Consider the following 17,428-nt stretch of genomic DNA (forward strand, 5'->3'; position numbering starts at 1 on the left):
CCGACTCGTACCCGAGAGGATTCTCCCCATGTTCTCCATCGCAGCCAGCGAGCTGATCCAGATCTTCCGCAACCGGCTGGTGCTGGTCACCAGCCTCGTCATGCCGGTGATGATCAGCGCGTTCTTCGTCTACCAGCACGACACCTTCGAGTCCATCGGCAGCCTCGGCTACATCGCGGCGATCGTGATGTTCAGCGTGGGCGCGTTCGGGCTCTACACCGCGACCGTGACCACCCTGGCGTCGCGGCGGCAGACCCTCTTCCTCAAACGACTGCGATCCACCGCTGCCCGGGACGCCGGCATCCTCGCCGGCCTGCTACTGCCCGTCACCGCCATCGCCCTGGTGCAGGTGACCGCGATCCTGGCGGTGTTGGCCTCGGTCGCCGGCGAGCCCGCCAACGCTCTGCTGCTGGCGGCGGCGGTCCTCGCCACCGTCACCATGTTGATCGGTCTGGGCCTGGCCACCGCGGGGCTGACGAACTCGCCGGAACACGCCCAGGTGACCACGCTGCCGGTCAGCCTCGGCGTCATCGCCGTGGCCACCTGGGTGGGCATCACCGGCACCGAGGAACTCACCGCGGTCAAGCGGCTGCTGCCCGGTGGCTCCGCCACCGAACTGGTCATGAACGCCTGGAACGGCGGCGTCGCGGTCGCCGACTCACTTCCCCTGCTCGCACCGACGCTGGGCTGGGTCGTCGCCGCCATCGCACTCGCCACCCGACTCTTCCGCTGGGAGCCCAGCCGATGACCGCCGCCAGACCTGACGATTCCCTCGGTGGCCGGGCCGGAACGCCCGACGAGGCGACGCAGCCGGACGCTCCGACGCTGGCGGAGGACCTCCTGCTCCTGCTGTTCCAGCCCGACTCCGGCACCATCGCGGGAGAGAACACCCTCTTCTACATCCTCGCGGGAGCCGTCGTCGCGGATCTCGCCCTCGGCGATCACGTGACCACGGCGGACCGGGGCAGGGTGCGGGCCGTCGAGGGTCACGCCCCGCCGGATGACCTGCTCCGTTCGGCGTGGGACTACGTTTCCACGAAGCCCCGGGGCGTCCAGACGGTACTCGCGGCGATCGGTCCCACACTCCGCGCGCCACTGTTGGCGCGGCTCATCGCACGCGGCGACATCGACCGGGGGGATCGCAAGGTGCTCGGCCTGTTCCGTACGACCACCCTCCGGGAGGGGCGAAGCGGACGCCGAGCCGCCCTCCTCGGGGAGGTCCGGCGGGTCCTCGTGGACGGTGCCGAGCCACGGGCCCGCGTTGCCGCACTCGCGGCACTGCTCTCGGCGAGCGGAACTCTCCCACAGTTCCACCGCGACATCCCGTGGACCTCGCCCGTGATCAACCGTGCCAAGGAACTCGAGCGGGGCAACTGGGGCGCCGGGGCCGCCGGGGAGGCCGTGACCCGCACCATGACGGCGGTCATCGTCAACAGTGTCGTCGTGGCCACCACCGTGCTTCCCCGAAGCTAGGGCCTGTGTCAGCGGGCTCAGCCGCGGGATACCACCTGGACGATGGACGACCCGCTGGCGGTGTGGTCGCCATCGACCACGGAGGTGGTCAGGTTGTAGTACCCGGGCTGAGCCTCGCCAGGGATCGTGATGGGGCTGACGGGTTGTTCGTCGGGCGTGCCGGCCGGGCGGACGGGCGCCGCCGCGAAGGTGACCACCCCCGGGATGTCCCGGGCCGCCACGATCGCCGACTTGAGGGCCTCCACCGTCGCGTACGGCCCGGTGAGGTGTGCGGTCAGCTCGACCTGCGGCGGGACGCCGCCCGGCTCGGGTGAGTGCTCGACGATCCAGTGGACGGTGAGGGTCTGCCCCGGCTCGTACGGCGTGTTCACGTCTTCGTCCGTACAGCAGGTGTACGTCACCGACGGGGGTGCCACCGACTCGGTGGGCGCGATGACGCAGGCCGCCAGGAAGGGCAGCACGAGACAGGCGAGCAACCAGGCGCGGGACACCCTCATGCGCCGGATCGTATGCCCAGGCGGCAATCGTCCATGACGACGATCAGCACGATGCGCGCCAGCTCGACCTATGGTGGGATGCCGCGTCGAACCCTGGAGGCCCCGTGCGCCCAGCCCAGATCACCGTCAGCCTGCCGATCGCTGACCGCAAGATCTCTCACGACTTCTATCGAGGTGCCCTCGGCCTGGTCACCGTCGGCGAGCCGGCCGAGGATGGTCTGCCCGAGCCGTTGCAGTTCGAGGTCAACGACGGGTTGCGGCTGATGCTGGTGCCGACCGGTGGCTTCGGCTGGGTGCTCGGCGGGCGGGAGGTGGCCGACTCCCGGCACAGCGAGTGCGTGCTGGGTCTGAGCGCGGCCAGCCCGGACGAGGTCGACGGGCTGGTCGGGCGGGCGCGGGACGCCGGCGCCGAGGTGGTCACCGAGCCCGGGCAGCAACCCTGGGGGTACGCGGGCATGTTCGCCGACCCGGACGGTCACCTGTGGATGGTCGCGGTCGCCCCCGACGGCTCTGCCTGATTCACCGGCCCGCCGATGGTCAGGGATCAGGAAGATCAGGCCGACGTGCGAGTCCGCCACCGTCACCGGGTGCCGCCCCGTGGAGTTGACCGTGTGACGGCGTCCGGGCGGGAGACCGCCACCGTCAGTGTGGTCGCGTGCGCACCGTGAGGTTTGTCCCCCGGTGACCCGGGTACGGCCTCACCGAGCGCCCGCGAGGAGAGCAGTGGAGGCCCGGAGATGGAGAGTCGGCTCAAGATCCTGGGTCACCCCGTCCACCCGATGCTGGTGATGTTCCCGGTCGCCCTGCTGGTCACCGCCGTGCTGTTCGATATCGTCGACACGGTCGGTGGGCCCGAGTTCCTCGGCGAGGTGGCGTACTGGAATCTCACCGTCGGCCTGATCGGCGGCCTGCTGGCCGCGGCGGCCGGGGTGTTCGACCTGCTGGCAATCCCGGCCGGCACCCGGGCCAAGCGGGTGGCGCTCACCCACGCCGCCGCGAACGTCGCGGTGATCCTGCTCTTCGCCGCCGTCTGGGCGGTACGGCTCAACGCCGAGTCCCGGGCGGCCGGTGGTGCGTTGATCGCCATCGAGGTGGTGGCGCTCGCCATTCTCGGCGTCGGTGCCTGGCTGGGTGGGGAACTGGTCGACCGGCTCGGCGTCGGCGTCGACCGCGACGCCGGTCTGGACGCGCCGAGTTCCCTGCGACCGGCGGGGACCAGCCAACGGATGGGAGAGGTGCGATGACGAGGCCGGGACGGGGTTGGCGAGGCGGCCAGCAGGGTTGGGACCCGATGGGCGAGTTGCAGTCGCTGCGGGCCGAGCTGAGCCGGCTGGTCGGTGGCCGGCCGGGGCCGCCCGAGGTGGAACTGGGCGAGACCGCGGACGGCTGGGAGGTGGTCGTCCGGCTGCCCGGCGTCGCGCCGGAGGAGGTCGCGGTGGAACTCGACGACCGTGAGCTGTGCGTACGGGCGCGGACGGAGGCCGAGGTCAACGCCGACCACGGCATCCCCGGCGGCTTCGAGACGCGGGGCTTCGAGTATCGCGTGCAGTTGCCGTCGCGGGTGGACCCCGACGCGATCGACGCGCTGATGGACCACGGCCTGCTGCGGGTGCGGCTGCCCCGGGCGAACCGGGCCACGCCGCGCACCATCACCGTCGGCCGCACCGGCCCGCGCCCCGCCGGCACCTTCGGCGGTACGCCGAGCAGCGCCGATCCGGCGGCGGACCGGGAACTGCACCAGCCGGATGTCGCCGCCGGCGAGTCGGACCGGTAACCCGGGCCGTGGCCGCTCCGGCCCTGTTCGCCCCGGCCGCCGGGCTGGTGCCCGACGTGGCCCGGATCGCCGTGCTGCGCGCCAACGCGCTCGGTGACTTCATCTTCGTGCTGCCGGCGCTGGACGCGCTGCGGGCCGCGTACCCGGGGGCGGAGATCGTGCTGCTCGGCGCGCCGTGGCACGCGGAGCTGTGGCGGGACCGGCCGGGCCCGGTGGACCGGGTACTGGTGGTGCCGCCCGCACCCGGGATCCGCGCGGCGACCGCCGGCGAGCCCGAGTCGAGCATGGTCGACTTCCTGGCCGACGCCCGCGCGGAACGCTTCGACCTGGCTCTCCAACTGCACGGCGGAGGCGCCAACTCCAACCCGCTGGTCGCCGCGCTCGGCGCCCGGGTCACCGCCGGGCTGCGCGCCGAGGACGCACCACCGCTGGACCGCTGGCTGCGCTACGTCTACTACCAGCCCGAAGTGATCCGCTATCTCGAAACGGCGGCGCTGGTCGGCGCCCCGGCCACCACGGTCATCCCGGCGCTGGCGGTCACCGACGCCGACCGCGCCGAGGCGCGGGCCGTGCTCGGCGAACCGGAGCGCCCCCGGGTGGCGCTGCACCCGGGGGCGACCGACACCCGCCGCCGCTGGCCCGCCGACCGCTTCGGGCAGGTGGCCCGGATGCTGCACGCCGACGGGTACGAGGTGCTGGTCACCGGCACCCCCGCCGAGCGGGGCGTGGTCGACGAGGTGGTCGCCGCCGCCGGGGTGCCGGTACGGCCGCAGGTGGGCACGCTCAGCCTGGGCGGGCTGGCCGGCTGCTACGCCGGCTGCGAACTGGTGGTCTCCAACGACACCGGCCCGCTGCACCTGGCCGCCGCCGTCGGCACGCCCACCGTCGGCATCTTCTGGGTCGGCAACCTGATCACCACCGCCACCGCGCTGCGCGGCCGGCACCGGCCGATCACCTCGTGGACGGTCCACTGCCCGGTCTGCGGGGTGGACTGCACCCCCGGCATCTATCCGCACCGCCCCGGCGACGGCGACTGCCCGCACCGGGACTCCTTCGTCGCCGACGTACCCACCGCCGAGGTGGCGGAAGCCGCCCGCGAACTGCTGTTCCGGTAAGGAAGGGCCCCCTTGTTAACGCGCGCCGGCGCCGGCTCAGGTCTCGGCGTCCGCCTCGGCGAACAGGACCTCCCACGCCTCCACGTCGCGGTCGGTGACCGTGGTCGGTGACTCCAGGTGGTACGCGCCGCTGGGCAGGACTCCGGCGCCGCCGTGGTGCGCCAGCACGGCGAGCTGGGCGGCGACGTCCTCGCCCTGGTGGCGCTCCTGGACCCGGCGCCAGAAGTCGAAGCCACCGGCGTCGACCAGCTTGGCCCGGTCGTACAGCACGCAACCGCCGACCCAGGACACCTGGTACGCCCGCCAGGTTCCCGCCGGCAGGGCCAGCGACTCGGTGACGTGCAGCAGGTTCGCCGCGGAATGGATCTGCGAGCGATCCCACTCGGGGGTGCCCGGACGGATCCGCTCGGGCACCGGCCGGCCCGGCCACTCCCGGTAGTGCCGGTGCGTCTGCGGCCGCACGTCGTCCAGATAGGACAGCCCGTGCACCGCGTTGCCGACGAAGCCGCAGCCCAACTCGTCGATCGCGGTCACCAGGCGGTGCAGCGTTCCCGGTTCCAGCCAGACGTCGTCGTCGAGGAAGAGCACGTGGCGGGCGGCGGAGGCGGCGAGCAGGAAGGACCGGTGTTCGGCGAGCCCGCGCCGGGGCAGCCGGCGGGTCAGCAGCACCGGGTGTCCCCGGTGGCGCAGCGCCCGGACCATGGTGGCCGCCGCCGGGTGGGCGTACCCGGGGTCGCCGTCGGACTGGTCGCTGACCACCACGCCGAAGCCCGGCACCCCCTCCTGGGCGGCGAGCCCGGAGAGGGTGACGGCGAGTTCGGCGGGGCGGTCGCGGGTCGGGACCAGCACGTCGACCAGGCGGTCGGTGCGGAACTCGGCGGGGTCGCCGGCATCGAGTGGTCGGTTCACGGCGCCTTGCCGGTCAGTGGAGCCGCCGCACCGGTGGCGGTGCCATGCTCGGTCACCGGCTCGGGCGGCGGGCCGGCGACCTCAGGGACGCCCTGCTGGCCGTACGCCCGGATCCGGTCGATGATCGCGGAGGTGGAGCGGTCGGGCACGTAGCCCAGGGTGCGGACCTGGCCGCCCAGCCGCCGCACCAGCGGCGCCTCCGGCACCAGCTCGGGCGGGTAGTCGCCGCCCTTGACGTAGACGTCGGGGCGGACGGTCTCGATCAGCGCGGCCGGGGAGTCCTCCTCGAAGACCACCACATGGTCCACGCAGGACATCGCGGCGAGCAGGGCGCAGCGGTCCTCGACCGGGTTGACCGGTCGGTCCGCCCCCTTCAGCCGGCGTACGCTGCCGTCGGAGTTGACCGCCACCATCAGCAGGTCGCCCAGGGCGCGGGCCTGTTCCAGGTACCGCACGTGACCCCGGTGCAGCACGTCGAAGCAGCCGTTGGTGAAGACGATCGAGCGCCCGGCGCGGCGGTGATCGGCGACGATCTCCGCCAGGCTCCCGGCGCTGACCTGCACCTGCCGGCCGTCGCCGTCGGAGGCCGGCCGGCCCAGCGCGGCCAGCAGGTCCTCCCGATGGCAGACGCAGGTGCCGGTGCCGGCAACGGTGCTCGTGGCGGCGAACTGGGCCAGCTGGGCGGCGGTCGACAGCGGAGCGTCGGTGGCCAGTGCGAGCGTCATCGCCGCCAGGTACGCGTCACCGGCGCCGACGGCATGGCTGGCCGGTACGGGCGTGCTGTGGCTGCGTGCGGGCTCACCGTCGGCGCCGCCGACCACCGCGCCCTCGGTGTCCAGGGTCACCGCCACCACGGCCGCGCCGGTGTGGGCGCGCAGCTCGGCGAGCCGGGACTCGGCCAGGACCGCCCGGTCCACACCGGCACCGGCCTCGGCGTTCACGGTCACCCCGGTGCCGGTCACGCTGAGCCCGTCGCGGGTCATCGCCACCCGGCTCTCGCCCGGGGTGGGCTCGCCGGTCGGCCCGTCGGTACGCCGCATCCCGGCGCCACCCGGTGCCGCGCCCACGGTCAGCTCGGACGGCCCGTCGGCCGGATCGACCTCGGGATGCTCCAGGTGCAACTCGCGATCATCCACGCCCCGACCGTCACCGGCACCACGGGCGTCACCGCTGCCATGAGCGTCACCGCTGCCGTGGGCGTTGTCCTGTGCGGCGGTGCCCAGTGCGGCGGTGCCCAGTGCGGCGGTGCCCGCCCGGGCGAGCAGCCGGGCGGCCTCCGCGAAGCTCGGGGTCACCACGGTCGGGGCGAGACCCCGCCAGTCGGCCAGGTCGTGGGCGTCGAGCGCGACCGTGCCGTACCGGTCCCGATGCGCGACCAGCCAGGAGCGGACCGGTGCGGGCAGGGCACCCAGGCCGTAGTCGCAGATCACCAGCGCCGGGGCCGCGCCACGACTGGCGGCCCGCAGTTCCTCGCTCGCGCAGTCCAGGGCGGTGAGCAGGCAGTCCACGCCCACGTCACTGAGCGAGTCCTCCGGGTCGCCGGAGTCCTCCCGCAGCAGGATCTGGTCGCCGGCCAGCATCCGGCGCTTGACCGGGGTGGGCCGGCCGGGCTGGCTGATCGTCCGGTCCCAGACACCGGCCCGGTCGAGGCAGTCGTGCAGCTCGTCGCCGGCCGCGTCGGCACCGACCGGTGCCACCAGCACCGAGCGACCGCCCAGCGTGGCGATGTTGACCGCGGTGTTGGCCGCACCACCGGCGGCGGAGATGCGCCGGCGCAGGGTGAGGACGGGGGCCGGGGCCTCCCGGCACAACCGGTCGGAGTCGGCGAACCGCCACTCGTCGAGCATGGCGTCTCCGATCACCAGGACCGGGCGCCCGAGCCAGCTCTGCACGACGTCGGCGAGCCGGAGCTGTTCCGCTTCTGCTCGTGCCATGCCGGCGGTTCCCCTCCGGCCGGTGGGATCAAACCTGCCGGCCGGGCCGGCGGTGCGGCGTGGGCCACCGCAATGGTGTGTTTCGGGCGTCCGAGCCCGGGAAGGGGATCTGGTGAACCCCTGGAGAGGAGAAACAGCATGGCAGCCACGTTGCAGGGCAAGCGAGTCGCCTTCCTGGCCACCGACGGTGTGGAGGAGGTCGAGTACGTCCAGCCCCGCCAGGCGGTCGAGCAGGCCGGCGCCACGGCCGAGCTGGTCTCGATCAAGCCTGGGAAGATCACCTCCTTCGACCACCTGGACCCCTCCACCACGTACGACGTGGATGTGAGCGCGGCCGACGCGGATCCCGCCCGGTACGACGCGCTGGTGCTGCCCGGCGGGGTGGCCAACCCGGACTTCCTGCGCACCGACGCGGACGCCGTACGGTTCGTGCGGTCGTTCTTCGATGCCGGCAAGCCGGTCGGGGTGATCTGCCACGGCCCGTGGACGCTGGTCGAGGCGGATGTGGTGCGGGGCCGCCGGCTGACCAGCTGGCCGAGCCTGCGTACCGACCTGGTCAATGCCGGTGCGAACTGGGTGGATGAGCAGGTCGTGACCGACAACGGCCTGGTCAGCAGCCGCAGGCCCGACGACCTGCCGGCCTTCTGCGCCAAGATCGTCGAGGAGTTCGCCGAGGGCCGGCACTGACCCGGGGCGCGCCGGCGGTCACTTCAGGATCAGGCGGTTGGTCTGCTCGAAGACGTCCAGGTCGGCCAGGGTCTCGGGGACGCTGGCGGAGAGCGGCTGCGGCATCGCCTCGCGGTGGAAGAAGCCCGCGTCCGTGGTCTCGTCGGTGATCCTGGCCAGCTGACCGTCCCACTCCTCGACGCGGAACGCGGTGGTGAAGATCTGGTACGTGTGGCCGTACATGTTGGTGTGGGTGCGGTCCGGGCCGGTGTAGAGCGCGAAGGCGCTCACCCGCAGGGCGCGCAGGCCGGTCTCCTCGCGCACCTCCCGGACGGCACAGTCGGCGATCGACTCGCCCAGCTCCATGGCGCCCGCGGGCAGGGCCCACTGCCCGTTGTCCGAGCGGCGGATCAGCAGGACCCGTGCCGCGTTGTCGCGTACCACCGCTCGTGCGCCGACGAACATCAGCGTCCGGTCGCCGGCCAGGGCACGCAGCTGCCCGACGTACGAATCAGCCCAGGAGATGCTCACCCGGACAACTTACGGGGGTTCCCAACGTGTGACCGGCGACACTAGCTTGTTACCCATGCGTAGCACGATGATGGACGTCCCGCTCCAGGTGTCCCGGATCCTCGAACACGGCGCCACCGTGCACGGCACGGCCGAGGTGGCGACGTGGACCGGCACCGAGTCGCGCCGCAGCACGTACGCCCAGATCGGGCGGGACGCCGCCCGGCTCGCGCACGCCCTGCGCGCCGAGTGCGGGGTGACCGGCGACGAGCGGGTCGCCACCTTCATGTGGAACAACACCGAGCACCTGGTGGTGTACTTCGCCGTGCCCAGCATGGGCGCGGTGCTGCACACGCTGAACATCCGGCTCTTCCCCGACCAGGTCACCTACATCGCCAACCACGCCGAGGACCGGGTGGTGCTGGTCGACGCCACGCTGATCCCGCTGCTGGCGAAGTCCATCGGCGGGATGACCAGCGTGCGGCACGTGGTGGTGGTCGGCGGCGGGGATCCCGCCCCGCTGGTGGCCGCGGCCGGTGACCGGATCGCCGTACACCACTGGGACGCGCTGCTGGCCGACCGGCCGGAGGCGTACGACTGGCCCGAGGTGGACGAGCGCGACGCCGCCGCCCTCTGCTACACCTCCGGCACCACCGGCAACCCCAAGGGGGTGGCCTACTCGCACCGCTCGATCTATCTGCACTCGTTGCAGATCTGCCTGCCGGAGGGCTTCGGGCTCGGGCCCACCGACCGGGAGCTGGCCATCGTGCCGATGTTCCACGCGATGTCCTGGGGCCTGCCGTTCGCGGCCTTCCTCTCCGGCGCGTCGCTGGTGATGCCGGACCGCTTCCTCCAGGCCGCCCCGATCGCCGAGATGATCGCCGTGGAGCGGCCGACCCTGGCCGGTGCGGTGCCGACCATCTGGACCGACCTGCTGGCCCACCTGGACAGCCACGACGTGGACACCTCCTCGCTGACGGAGGTGATCGTGGGCGGTTCGGCCTGTCCGCCGTCGCTGATGCACGCCTTCGCGGAGCGGCACGACGTCGACGTGATCCACGCGTGGGGGATGACCGAGATGTCGCCGCTGGGCTCGGTGGCCCGTGTGCCTGCCGGCGCGACCGGCGAGGACGCCTGGCGCTACCGGTACACGCAGGGTCGCGTGCCCGCCGGGGTCCAGGCGCGCATCGTGGGCCCGGCGGGGCAGCCGCTGCCCGCCGACGGGACCTCCGTCGGCGAGCTTGAGGTCCGTGGGCCGTGGGTCACCGCCCGGTACGTCGGGGACGACGCGCCGGATCCGGAGAAGTTCCGCGACGGCTGGCTGCGTACGGGCGACGTGGGCACCCTGTCGGCGGACGGGTACATCACCCTCACCGACCGGGCCAAGGACGTGATCAAGTCCGGCGGGGAGTGGATCTCCTCCGTGGAGCTGGAGAACGCGCTGATGGCCCATCCGGCGGTGCTGGAAGCGTGCGTGGTGGGCGTACCGGACCAGCGCTGGGACGAGCGGCCGCTGGCCACGGTGGTGCTCCGCGAGGGTGCTTCGGCGACCCCGGAGGAGCTGCGCGAGTTCCTGGCCGGGTCGGTGGCGCGCTGGCAGTTGCCGGAGCGCTGGGCGTTCGTGGACGTGGTGCCGAAGACCAGCGTCGGCAAGTTCGACAAGAAGGTGGTGCGCTCCCGGTACGCCGGCGGTGACCTCAATGTGCGGGAACTGGCCACGCCGTAGCGTTTTCCGGCGCATCATCGCCGTAGGAGTAGTGGCTCGCACAGACCTCTCTCCGGTGGGCGGCCCCGGCGTTCGCACCGCGCCGGGGCCGCCCGTTCCTTGCGGGGCGACCCGCACTGCCAGTATTGCGAAAGTTGTTCGCCTCTGTCCCGCCGATGGAGAAATCTGCCCAGGTCAGAGCCTTACTCGCTGGCGCTGACCAGCACCTTTCCCACCACGGAGTTCTCCACCGCCTGATGCGCGGCGGCCGTTGCCGACAGCGGAAACCGGTGCAACGGCAGCCCGGCCTCCTCGCCCACCCGGATCCCGCCCTGCGCGGCGGACGCCGCGACATCCACCACCGCCTGCGCCTTGGCCGCCTTCGGCAGGGTGTAGACCAGCACGAACTGCCAGCGGGCGTTCGGTGCCATCAGCGGACGGACCGGCAGCGTCACCTCGTCGCCTCCGTTGTCGGCGTAGACGCAGACCACCCCGCCCGGGCGCAGCAGCCGTACGTCGGTGGCGGCGTTGCGCGCCGGGGAGACCTCCACGATCCCGTGCACCCCGTCGGGCGCGATCTTGTGGACCTCCTCCACCACGTCCTGCTCCCGGTAGTTGATCACCGCGGTGGCGCCGGCCGCCGCGGCCAGCTGCGCCTTCTCCGCACTGCTCACCGTGGCGATCACGCAGGCGTCGGCCCACGCCGCGAGTTGGATCGCCGCGTTGCCCACCGCACCGGCCCCGCCCTGCACCAGCACCGTGTGATCGCTCAACGCCCCCGGACGCAGGCTGTCCGGCAGGTACTCCCCGGCGGTCAGGCAGCGGTGCGCGGTCAGGAACGGGATGCCCAGGCAGGCACCCAGCTCGAAGGATGCGTCACCGAGGCGTACCGCCTGGCGGACCGGGACCACGGTGTACTCGGCGGCGGTGCCCCAGGGCCGCTGCCAGGCCGCCTCCCAGATCCATACCCGCTCGCCGATCAGCTCCTGGTCGACACCCTCGCCGACCGCCTCGACCACGCCGGCGCCGTCCTGGCCGGGCGTCTGCCAGCCCGCCGGCAGTGCCCGCTGGCGGCGCGACTTCCAGTCCGTCGGGTTCACCCCGGAGAACGCGACGCGCACCAGCACCTCGCCCCGCCCGGGTTCCGGCACCGGCCGGTCGACCAGCTCAAGCACCGAGGGGTCACCGGTGCGCTCGTACACAATCGCCTTCATGCCATCGACCGTAGGTGGGTCGCGGACCGACCGGTAGCGGTTCAGGCGAGCCGGTCGACGACCTCCGGCGTCAGCTCGTCGATCGAACCCAGCACCGCCGCCGCCAACCGCTGCGCGTCCGGGTCCAGTGGGTACGACCCGTGCGGCACCGCGACCACGGCCATGCCGGCGGCGGCCGCGGACCGGACCCCGTTGCTGGAGTCCTCCACCGCCACGCAGCGCGCCGGTGCGACGCCGAGCCGCCGGGCCACGGTGAGGTAGACGTCCGGCGCCGGCTTGCCGCGCTCGGTCTCCTCCGTCGACAGCGTGGTGCGGAACTCGCCGGTCAGGCCGGTGGCGGTCAGCGCCGCCGCGATCAGCCGGCTCGGCGACGAACTCGCCAGCCCCAGCGGCCACCGCGCGGCCAGCCGGCGCACCACCTGGTCGGACCCGTCGATCACCGGTACGCGGGCCGCGTACCGCCGGGTCATCTCCTCGACCACGTCGGCGGCGACCTGCTCGGCGGTGCGCCGCACCCCCAGCTCTCCGCTGAGGTACCGGGCCCACTCGCCGGTGCTCATCCCCATCAGCCGGCGCTGGGTGTCGTCCTGCCAGGTGCCGCCGTGGGTCGCCACGTACGCCCGGCGGACCTCCTCCCAGACCGGCTCGGAATCCACGATCACGCCGTCAAGGTCGAAGACCACCGCATCCACCGTCACACTCCCCATCCTTCCCCACCCGTTCCCCGCCGGAATCCCCGCCGGTTGCTGGTCAACTCTGCAGGGGCGGCAGGCCGATGGGGCTGTCCGGGGGGATGACCGTGTGGGCGGCGCGGGCGATCGGGTCGAGCAACTCGCGCAGCCGCTCGGTCCGCTCGGCGCCCAGCGCCCGCCAGGGGCGCGTGGCGGCGAGATCGGTGGCGTCCTCGACCGCCTGGAACTTCGCCCGCCCGTGCTCGGTCGGCTTGCCGTCGGCGTCCAGCCAGCCACGGTCGGCCAGCCGCTCGCGCGCCTGCGACCACTCCTGCTCCGACCAGCCCCGACCGAGCAGGTTGGCCGGCGGCATGTCGACCGCGACCCGCCAGGCCAGCGTCTCCACCGGGTCGAGATCGGCGGCGACCAGCGCCGCGACGTGGCCGTCCCCGCGATGCTCGCGCAGCGTGGTGGCGGCCTGCCAGAGCCGGGCCAGCGGGTACTCGCCGCGCGGCAGGGCCGCGTTGGCCGCGCCGAGCACCCGACCGGCGGTCCCGAGCCCGTCGGTGCCCGTCCCGAGGCTGTCGGCCGCGGCCTCGAGCAGCTCGGCGGCCTCCGCGAGGTGCCGCTCGGGTAGCTCGTAGGTCAGCTCGGCGAGCGCCTGCACCGCCCCCGTCAGGCGGGACCGCAGCGCCTGGTCCGGTGTGGCCAGCTGCCACACCGCCGGCAGGGCGCGGGTCACCATGTGCGGGGCGAAGCTGTAGCACGCGGCGATCACCGGGGCCGGGCCGGTCGGCCCGAGCGGAGCGGCCCGTCCGGCGAAGTAGCCCCGCCAGTAGCCGCGCAGCCCGGCCGCCTCGTAGGCGGCGCGAGCCCGCGGGTGGAAGTAGGTGACGGCGTGTACCGGCTCGTAGTGCGTCCACATCGACCGGGCGGTCCGCCTGTCGGCGTCCACTGCCGTCACGTGCACCTCCGTGTGCGCTCCGACCAGTGTCCCGGGCAGGGTGCCCGGGACGCTGCCGAACCTACTGCCGGTCGGTGACCGGTCGGAAGCCATCTGTGGTCAACGGCATCGATGTTCCGTGGCGGTCGGGCGACCGAACTCACTCGGCGGCGAGGATGTCCACCACGAAGCGCAGCGGGCCACCCGGCCGCCCGCCCTCCCCGTCGCCGTACGCCTGCTCGGCGGGGATGTCCAGCTGCACCCGGCTGCCCACGGTCACCCCGACGAGGCCCTTGTCCCAGCCCTCGATGACCTGCCCGACCCCGATCGGGAAGGTGGCCGGCTGTCCCCGCACCCAGGAGGAGTCGAACTCCTCGCCGTTCTCGAAGAACACGCCGACGTAGTTCGTGGTGATCGACTGGCCGGCCTCTACCTTCGGCCCGGTGCCCTCGATCAGCGGGGTCACGGTGAGCTTGGTCAGCTCGCCCTCACCGGCGGCGACGGTCGGCTTGCTGCCCAGGGCCGGGTCGGCCCCCTGCGGCAACGGGGGGGCCGGCGGCGCGCCCGGATCGGTCGGGACCTCCGCCGAGGGGGACGGGGTGCCGGCGGCCTGTTCGGGGGAGTCGTCGCCGCGCTGGCCGACGATCACGAACACGGTGATCAGCACCGCGACCACGGCGACGCCGGCGAACGCGCCCGCCCAGGCCTGCCTGCGGCGCTTGGCCTCGGCCGCCTTCTGGGCGGCCAGCTGTTCGGCCAGTCGCCGCCCTGCCTTGCTCTCCTGCCCGCCCGCGCGCTCGCTCACGTCCTCGACTCCCTGACTGAGAGGTGGGTGCGTCCGCCCACGGACGCCGTCGCCGACACACGCTACCCGGTAACCCACCCCCTCCCGCACCCCCACAAACCCGCCCACCCCACGCCGTCCTCACCCGCCACCGCGACACCGCGCCGATCTTGCTCTTACCGTCGCGGCATAACATCCCAATCCCGACATCCGAACGACCACGACTGCATGATCGACAGGGCGTCGGGGGGTGGGGCCGGGGCAGGGGGTGGGGTCGTCAGGCGGTCTTGCGGGGGGTGGTCTTCTTGGCGGGCTTCTTCTCGGCGGTCTTCTTGGCGGGCTGGGCCTTCTTGGCGGTGGTCTTCTTCTCGGCGGTGGCCTTCTTCGCGGTGGTCTTCTTCGCGGGGGCCTTGGCCGCCTTCTTCTGGGCCGCCTTCTTCTGCTGGGCCGAGCGGGCCGACGAGATCGGGGTCGGCTCGGCGGCGCCCCCACCGGCGGGTGCCTCGCCCCGGGCGGCGCGGGCCCGGTCCACGGATGCCTTGAGCGCCGCCATCAGGTCCACCGCGGCGGCCGGGGCCTCCTCGACCTCCTCCGGCTGGACCACCTCGCGGCCCTCCACCTTCGCGTCGATGACCTCCTGCAACGCCGCACGGTAGTCGTCGGTGAACTCGTCCGGGTGGAAGTCCCCGGCCATCGAGTCGATCAGCGAGGTGGCCATCGCCAGCTCCGGCGGGCGGACCTTCAGGTCCTCGTCGAGGAAGCCGAAGTCCGGCTTACGGATCTCGTCGGGCCAGAGCATCGTGTTCAACAGCAGCACGCCGTCACGGACCCGGAGGGTGGCCAGCTGCTCCCGCTGGCGCAGCGCCACCTTGACGATCGCCACCCGCTCGGAATCGGTGAGCGCGTCCCGCAGCAGGAGGTACGGCTTTGTCGCGGTGCCTTCCGGCTCCAGGAAGTACGCCTTGTTGTAGAGGATCGGGTCGACCTGCTCGGCCGGGACGAATTCCAGCACGTCGATCGCGTGGGAGGTGCTCAACGGCAGGTCGGCGAAGTCCTCGTCGGTGAGGATGACCATCTCCCCGCCGCCGATGTCGTAGCCCTTGGCGATGTCGTCGTAGGTGACCTCCTCGCCGCAGACCTGGCAGGTGCGCTTGTACCGGATCCGTCCGCCGTCTGACCGGTGCACCTGGTGGAACCGGATGTCCTTCTCCTCCGTAGCGGAGTAGAGCTTGACCGCGATCGAGACCAGCCCGAACGACACAGCTCCCTTCCAGATGGCCCGCATCCTGCGCCTCCTTCCACCCGTATCGACCATGCTTGCATCACCGGGAACGGGACGCGATACGTTCGGTTGCCAACTACAGTTCGATTCGTGCCCGGCGCGCCGCTCAAGCCGATGCTCGCGATGACCGGGCAGCTCCCGGCCGGCGCCGGCTGGGCGTACGAGTTCAAGTGGGACGGCGTACGCGCGCTCGCCGACATCGCCGCCGGACGGCAGCACCTCTACGCCCGCTCCGGCGTGGAGATCACCACCGCCTACCCCGAGCTGATCCCGCTCGGCGAGCAGATCGACGACGCCCTGCTCGACGGCGAGGTGGTCCTCTTCGACCAGGCCGGCCGGCCGTCGTTCACCGCCCTGGCCGAGCGGATGCACGTGCGGAACCCCGTGAAGGCGGCCCGGCTGGCGGCCACCGTCCCGGTCACGTACATGATCTTCGACCTGTTGCGGCTGCGCGGCGAGGACCTCACCGGCTGGCCGTACGCCCGGCGCCGGGAGGCCCTCGACGGCCTGGGGCTGGGCGCGGCGCGGTGGGCGGTCCCGCCGGTCTTCTTCGACGGCCCGGCCACCTACCAGGCCGCCGGTGAGCACGGCCTCGAAGGGGTGCTGGCCAAGCAGGTCGGGTCGGCCTACCGACCCGGGGTGCGCTCGCCGGACTGGGTGAAGGTCAAGCTGGAGGTGACCGGTGACTTCGTGGTCGGCGGCTGGCGGCCCGGCGCGCGGAGGATCGGCGGCCTGCTGGTCGGGGTGCCCGGCGGTGGCGGGCGGCTCGTCTACCGGGGGCGGGTCGGTGGCGGGATCGGCGCGGCACTCGAACGGGAGCTGCTGCGCGAACTGGAGCCGCTGCGCACCGCCGCGTCACCGTTCCGCGACGACGTGCCCCGCGAGGATGCCCGGGGCGCGATCTGGGTAACCCCACAGGTGGTGGTGGAGGTCAAGTACGGCCAGCGCACCCCGGACGGGCGGCTACGGTTCCCCCGTATCCTGCGTCTGCGGCCGGACAAGCCGGCCGGGGAGGTCGATGATGCCAGCTGACCGGTTCCCGGTGGAGGTGCAGGGCCGCACGCTGGAACTGTCCAACCTCGACAAGGTCCTCTACCCGGCGGCCGGCTTCACCAAGGGCGAGGTGATCGACTACTACACCCGGGTCGCGCCGGTGCTGCTGCCGCACCTGCACGACCGGGCGCTGACCCGGATCCGCTACCCCAACGGCGTCGAGGGCGGCTCGTTCTTCGAGAAGAACAGCCCCGCCGCCACGCCGTCCTGGGTACGCGTCGAGACCCTGCCGGCCCCCGGCTCCACGAAGGGGCGGGAGACCATCGACTACGTGGTCGCCGACGACCTGCCCACCCTGGTCTGGCTGGCCAACCTCGCCGCCCTGGAACTGCACACCCCGCAGTGGAAGATCGGCGCGCACCCCGACCTGATGGTGATCGACCTGGACCCGGGGGCCCCGGCGTCGCTGAAGCAGTGCTGCCAGGTGGCGCTGCTGCTGCGCGAGCGGCTGGCCGCCGACGGGTTGGACGCGTACCCGAAGACCTCCGGCAAGAAGGGCATGCAGCTCTGTTGCCCGATCTCCGGCACCCAGTCCGCCGATCTTGTGGCGGACTACGCACGGCGGATCGCCCAGGAACTCGAACGCGACCAGCCGAAGCTGATCGTGTCGAGGATGGCGAAGAATCTGCGCCCCCGGAAGGTCTTCATCGACTGGAGCCAGAACAGCGCGGCGAAGACGACGGTGGCGCCGTACTCGCTGCGCGCCCAGCAGGTGCCGTCGGTGTCCGCGCCGCTGACCTGGGACGAGGTCGCCGCGGGCGCGGCGGGCCGGCGTCCGTCGGCGCGGCCCTACACCGCCGGCGAGGTGCTGGACCGGATCGAGGAGTACGGCGACCTGCTCGCTCCCCTCCTCGACCCCGGCCCGGCACTCCCGGAGTAAGCACAGCCTCTGAACCCG

19 protein-coding genes are annotated in these 17,428 nt (G+C 72.8%); 10 read left to right on the forward strand and 9 right to left on the reverse strand.

All coding sequences use genetic code 11. The features are described from left to right. The first annotated feature begins 28 nt into the window (after positions 1-28). Together O7615_RS17985 and O7615_RS17990 are read left to right on the forward strand one after the other, a co-directional pair. Entirely contained in the window at positions 29-748 is a 720-nt protein-coding gene (locus O7615_RS17985) for an ABC transporter permease (protein ID WP_278178847.1), read from the forward strand. Continuing rightward, positions 745-1,473, forward strand: a complete 729-nt coding sequence (locus O7615_RS17990; RefSeq protein ID WP_278178848.1) for a GPP34 family phosphoprotein — start codon at positions 745-747, stop codon at positions 1,471-1,473. The genes O7615_RS17985 and O7615_RS17990 overlap by 4 nt, the downstream gene beginning before the upstream one ends. A 17-nt stretch (positions 1,474-1,490) precedes the next feature. Here O7615_RS17990 and O7615_RS17995 read toward each other — a convergent pair whose 3' ends face one another. Then, positions 1,491-1,970 (reverse strand): hypothetical protein, encoded by a 480-nt coding sequence (locus O7615_RS17995; RefSeq protein ID WP_278178850.1) that lies wholly within the window; start codon positions 1,968-1,970, stop codon positions 1,491-1,493. A 104-nt stretch (positions 1,971-2,074) separates the two neighbouring features. Between O7615_RS17995 and O7615_RS18000 the strand changes: the two genes are divergently transcribed. The 4 genes from O7615_RS18000 to O7615_RS18015 all read left to right on the forward strand — a co-directional run bounded on the left by O7615_RS18000 (position 2,075) and on the right by O7615_RS18015 (position 4,859). After that, the gene (locus O7615_RS18000) at positions 2,075-2,488 is read left to right on the forward strand and encodes a VOC family protein (RefSeq protein ID WP_278178851.1); all 414 of its coding nucleotides are present in this window, start codon (positions 2,075-2,077) and stop codon (positions 2,486-2,488) included. A gap of 219 nt (positions 2,489-2,707) precedes the next feature. After that, positions 2,708-3,214, forward strand: coding sequence for a DUF2231 domain-containing protein (locus O7615_RS18005; protein WP_278178852.1), 507 nt, complete (start codon positions 2,708-2,710; stop codon positions 3,212-3,214). Beyond that, positions 3,211-3,744 (forward strand): Hsp20/alpha crystallin family protein, encoded by a 534-nt coding sequence (locus O7615_RS18010; RefSeq protein WP_278178853.1) that lies wholly within the window; start codon positions 3,211-3,213, stop codon positions 3,742-3,744. The genes O7615_RS18005 and O7615_RS18010 overlap by 4 nt, the downstream gene beginning before the upstream one ends. 8 nt (positions 3,745-3,752) lie before the next feature. Beyond that, a complete protein-coding gene (locus O7615_RS18015) occupies positions 3,753-4,859 on the forward strand; it encodes a glycosyltransferase family 9 protein (protein WP_278178854.1) in 1,107 nt (368 codons plus the stop codon). Positions 4,860-4,895: 36 nt separating this feature from the next. Here O7615_RS18015 and O7615_RS18020 read toward each other — a convergent pair whose 3' ends face one another. Continuing rightward, positions 4,896-5,768 carry a glycosyltransferase family A protein gene (locus O7615_RS18020; protein ID WP_278178856.1) on the reverse strand — a complete coding sequence of 291 codons (873 nt, stop codon included), beginning with the start codon at positions 5,766-5,768 and terminating at the stop codon, positions 4,896-4,898. After that, positions 5,765-7,702: a D-glycero-beta-D-manno-heptose 1-phosphate adenylyltransferase gene (gene rfaE2, locus O7615_RS18025; RefSeq protein ID WP_278178858.1), complete on the reverse strand. Its 1,938-nt coding sequence runs from the start codon at positions 7,700-7,702 to the stop codon at positions 5,765-5,767. Before rfaE2 ends, O7615_RS18020 begins: the two co-directional genes overlap by 4 nt. A gap of 138 nt (positions 7,703-7,840) precedes the next feature. Between rfaE2 and O7615_RS18030 the strand changes: the two genes are divergently transcribed. Further along, positions 7,841-8,389, forward strand: coding sequence for a type 1 glutamine amidotransferase domain-containing protein (locus tag O7615_RS18030; RefSeq protein ID WP_278178859.1), 549 nt, complete (start codon positions 7,841-7,843; stop codon positions 8,387-8,389). Between the two features lie 18 nt (positions 8,390-8,407). Here the strand turns inward: O7615_RS18030 and O7615_RS18035 are convergent, their stop codons facing one another. Then, positions 8,408-8,899 (reverse strand): NUDIX domain-containing protein, encoded by a 492-nt coding sequence (locus O7615_RS18035; RefSeq protein ID WP_278178860.1) that lies wholly within the window; start codon positions 8,897-8,899, stop codon positions 8,408-8,410. Between the two features lie 55 nt (positions 8,900-8,954). On the opposite strand from O7615_RS18035, the gene O7615_RS18040 reads away from it, so the two are divergent. Beyond that, positions 8,955-10,604, forward strand: a complete 1,650-nt coding sequence (locus tag O7615_RS18040; RefSeq protein WP_278178861.1) for a fatty acid--CoA ligase — start codon at positions 8,955-8,957, stop codon at positions 10,602-10,604. A gap of 182 nt (positions 10,605-10,786) precedes the next feature. On the opposite strand, the gene O7615_RS18045 is transcribed toward O7615_RS18040, so the two are convergent. From O7615_RS18045 to O7615_RS18065, 5 genes are all read right to left on the reverse strand, one after another. After that, positions 10,787-11,797: an NADPH:quinone reductase gene (locus O7615_RS18045; protein WP_278178862.1), complete on the reverse strand. Its 1,011-nt coding sequence runs from the start codon at positions 11,795-11,797 to the stop codon at positions 10,787-10,789. Positions 11,798-11,838: 41 nt separating this feature from the next. Further along, complete coding sequence (locus tag O7615_RS18050; RefSeq protein WP_278178863.1) at positions 11,839-12,495, reverse strand: HAD family phosphatase; 657 nt, start codon at positions 12,493-12,495, stop codon at positions 11,839-11,841. Positions 12,496-12,547: 52 nt separating this feature from the next. Beyond that, a complete protein-coding gene (locus O7615_RS18055) occupies positions 12,548-13,393 on the reverse strand; it encodes a hypothetical protein (RefSeq protein ID WP_278182132.1) in 846 nt (281 codons plus the stop codon). A 178-nt stretch (positions 13,394-13,571) separates the two neighbouring features. Then, a complete protein-coding gene (locus O7615_RS18060; RefSeq protein WP_278178864.1) occupies positions 13,572-14,216 on the reverse strand; it encodes an FKBP-type peptidyl-prolyl cis-trans isomerase in 645 nt (214 codons plus the stop codon). Positions 14,217-14,472: 256 nt separating this feature from the next. Next, positions 14,473-15,480: a Ku protein gene (locus O7615_RS18065; RefSeq protein ID WP_278178865.1), complete on the reverse strand. Its 1,008-nt coding sequence runs from the start codon at positions 15,478-15,480 to the stop codon at positions 14,473-14,475. 87 nt (positions 15,481-15,567) lie between these two features. Here O7615_RS18065 and ligD (O7615_RS18070) point away from each other — a divergent pair, with 87 nt between their 5' ends. Both ligD (O7615_RS18070) and ligD (O7615_RS18075) read left to right on the forward strand, forming a co-directional pair. Then, on the forward strand, positions 15,568-16,509 hold the full coding sequence (gene ligD / locus O7615_RS18070; protein WP_278178866.1) for a non-homologous end-joining DNA ligase: 942 nt from the start codon (positions 15,568-15,570) through the stop codon (positions 16,507-16,509). Then, entirely contained in the window at positions 16,499-17,410 is a 912-nt protein-coding gene (ligD, locus tag O7615_RS18075) for a non-homologous end-joining DNA ligase (RefSeq protein ID WP_278178867.1), read from the forward strand. Before ligD (O7615_RS18070) ends, ligD (O7615_RS18075) begins: the two co-directional genes overlap by 11 nt. The last annotated feature ends 18 nt before the right edge of the window (positions 17,411-17,428 follow it).

The sequence above is a fragment of the Micromonospora sp. WMMD1082 genome (assembly GCF_029626175.1).
Taxonomy (GTDB): domain Bacteria; phylum Actinomycetota; class Actinomycetes; order Mycobacteriales; family Micromonosporaceae; genus Micromonospora.

Bases quoted from the DNA above. Each gene is read 5' to 3' on its own strand.
- O7615_RS17985 (WP_278178847.1), top strand. From the start codon at position 29: ATGTTCTCCATCGCAGCCAGCGAGCTGATCCAGATCTTCCGCAACCGG.
- O7615_RS17990 (WP_278178848.1), top strand. From the start codon at position 745: ATGACCGCCGCCAGACCTGACGATTCCCTCGGTGGCCGGGCCGGAACG.
- O7615_RS17995 (WP_278178850.1), bottom strand. From the start codon at position 1,970: ATGAGGGTGTCCCGCGCCTGGTTGCTCGCCTGTCTCGTGCTGCCCTTC.
- O7615_RS18005 (WP_278178852.1), top strand. From the start codon at position 2,708: ATGGAGAGTCGGCTCAAGATCCTGGGTCACCCCGTCCACCCGATGCTG.
- O7615_RS18010 (WP_278178853.1), top strand. From the start codon at position 3,211: ATGACGAGGCCGGGACGGGGTTGGCGAGGCGGCCAGCAGGGTTGGGAC.
- rfaE2 (WP_278178858.1), bottom strand. From the start codon at position 7,702: ATGGCACGAGCAGAAGCGGAACAGCTCCGGCTCGCCGACGTCGTGCAG.
- O7615_RS18030 (WP_278178859.1), top strand. From the start codon at position 7,841: ATGGCAGCCACGTTGCAGGGCAAGCGAGTCGCCTTCCTGGCCACCGAC.
- O7615_RS18040 (WP_278178861.1), top strand. From the start codon at position 8,955: ATGCGTAGCACGATGATGGACGTCCCGCTCCAGGTGTCCCGGATCCTC.
- O7615_RS18045 (WP_278178862.1), bottom strand. From the start codon at position 11,797: ATGAAGGCGATTGTGTACGAGCGCACCGGTGACCCCTCGGTGCTTGAG.
- O7615_RS18055 (WP_278182132.1), bottom strand. From the start codon at position 13,393: ATGTGGACGCACTACGAGCCGGTACACGCCGTCACCTACTTCCACCCG.
- O7615_RS18065 (WP_278178865.1), bottom strand. From the start codon at position 15,480: ATGCGGGCCATCTGGAAGGGAGCTGTGTCGTTCGGGCTGGTCTCGATC.
- ligD (WP_278178867.1), top strand. From the start codon at position 16,499: ATGCCAGCTGACCGGTTCCCGGTGGAGGTGCAGGGCCGCACGCTGGAA.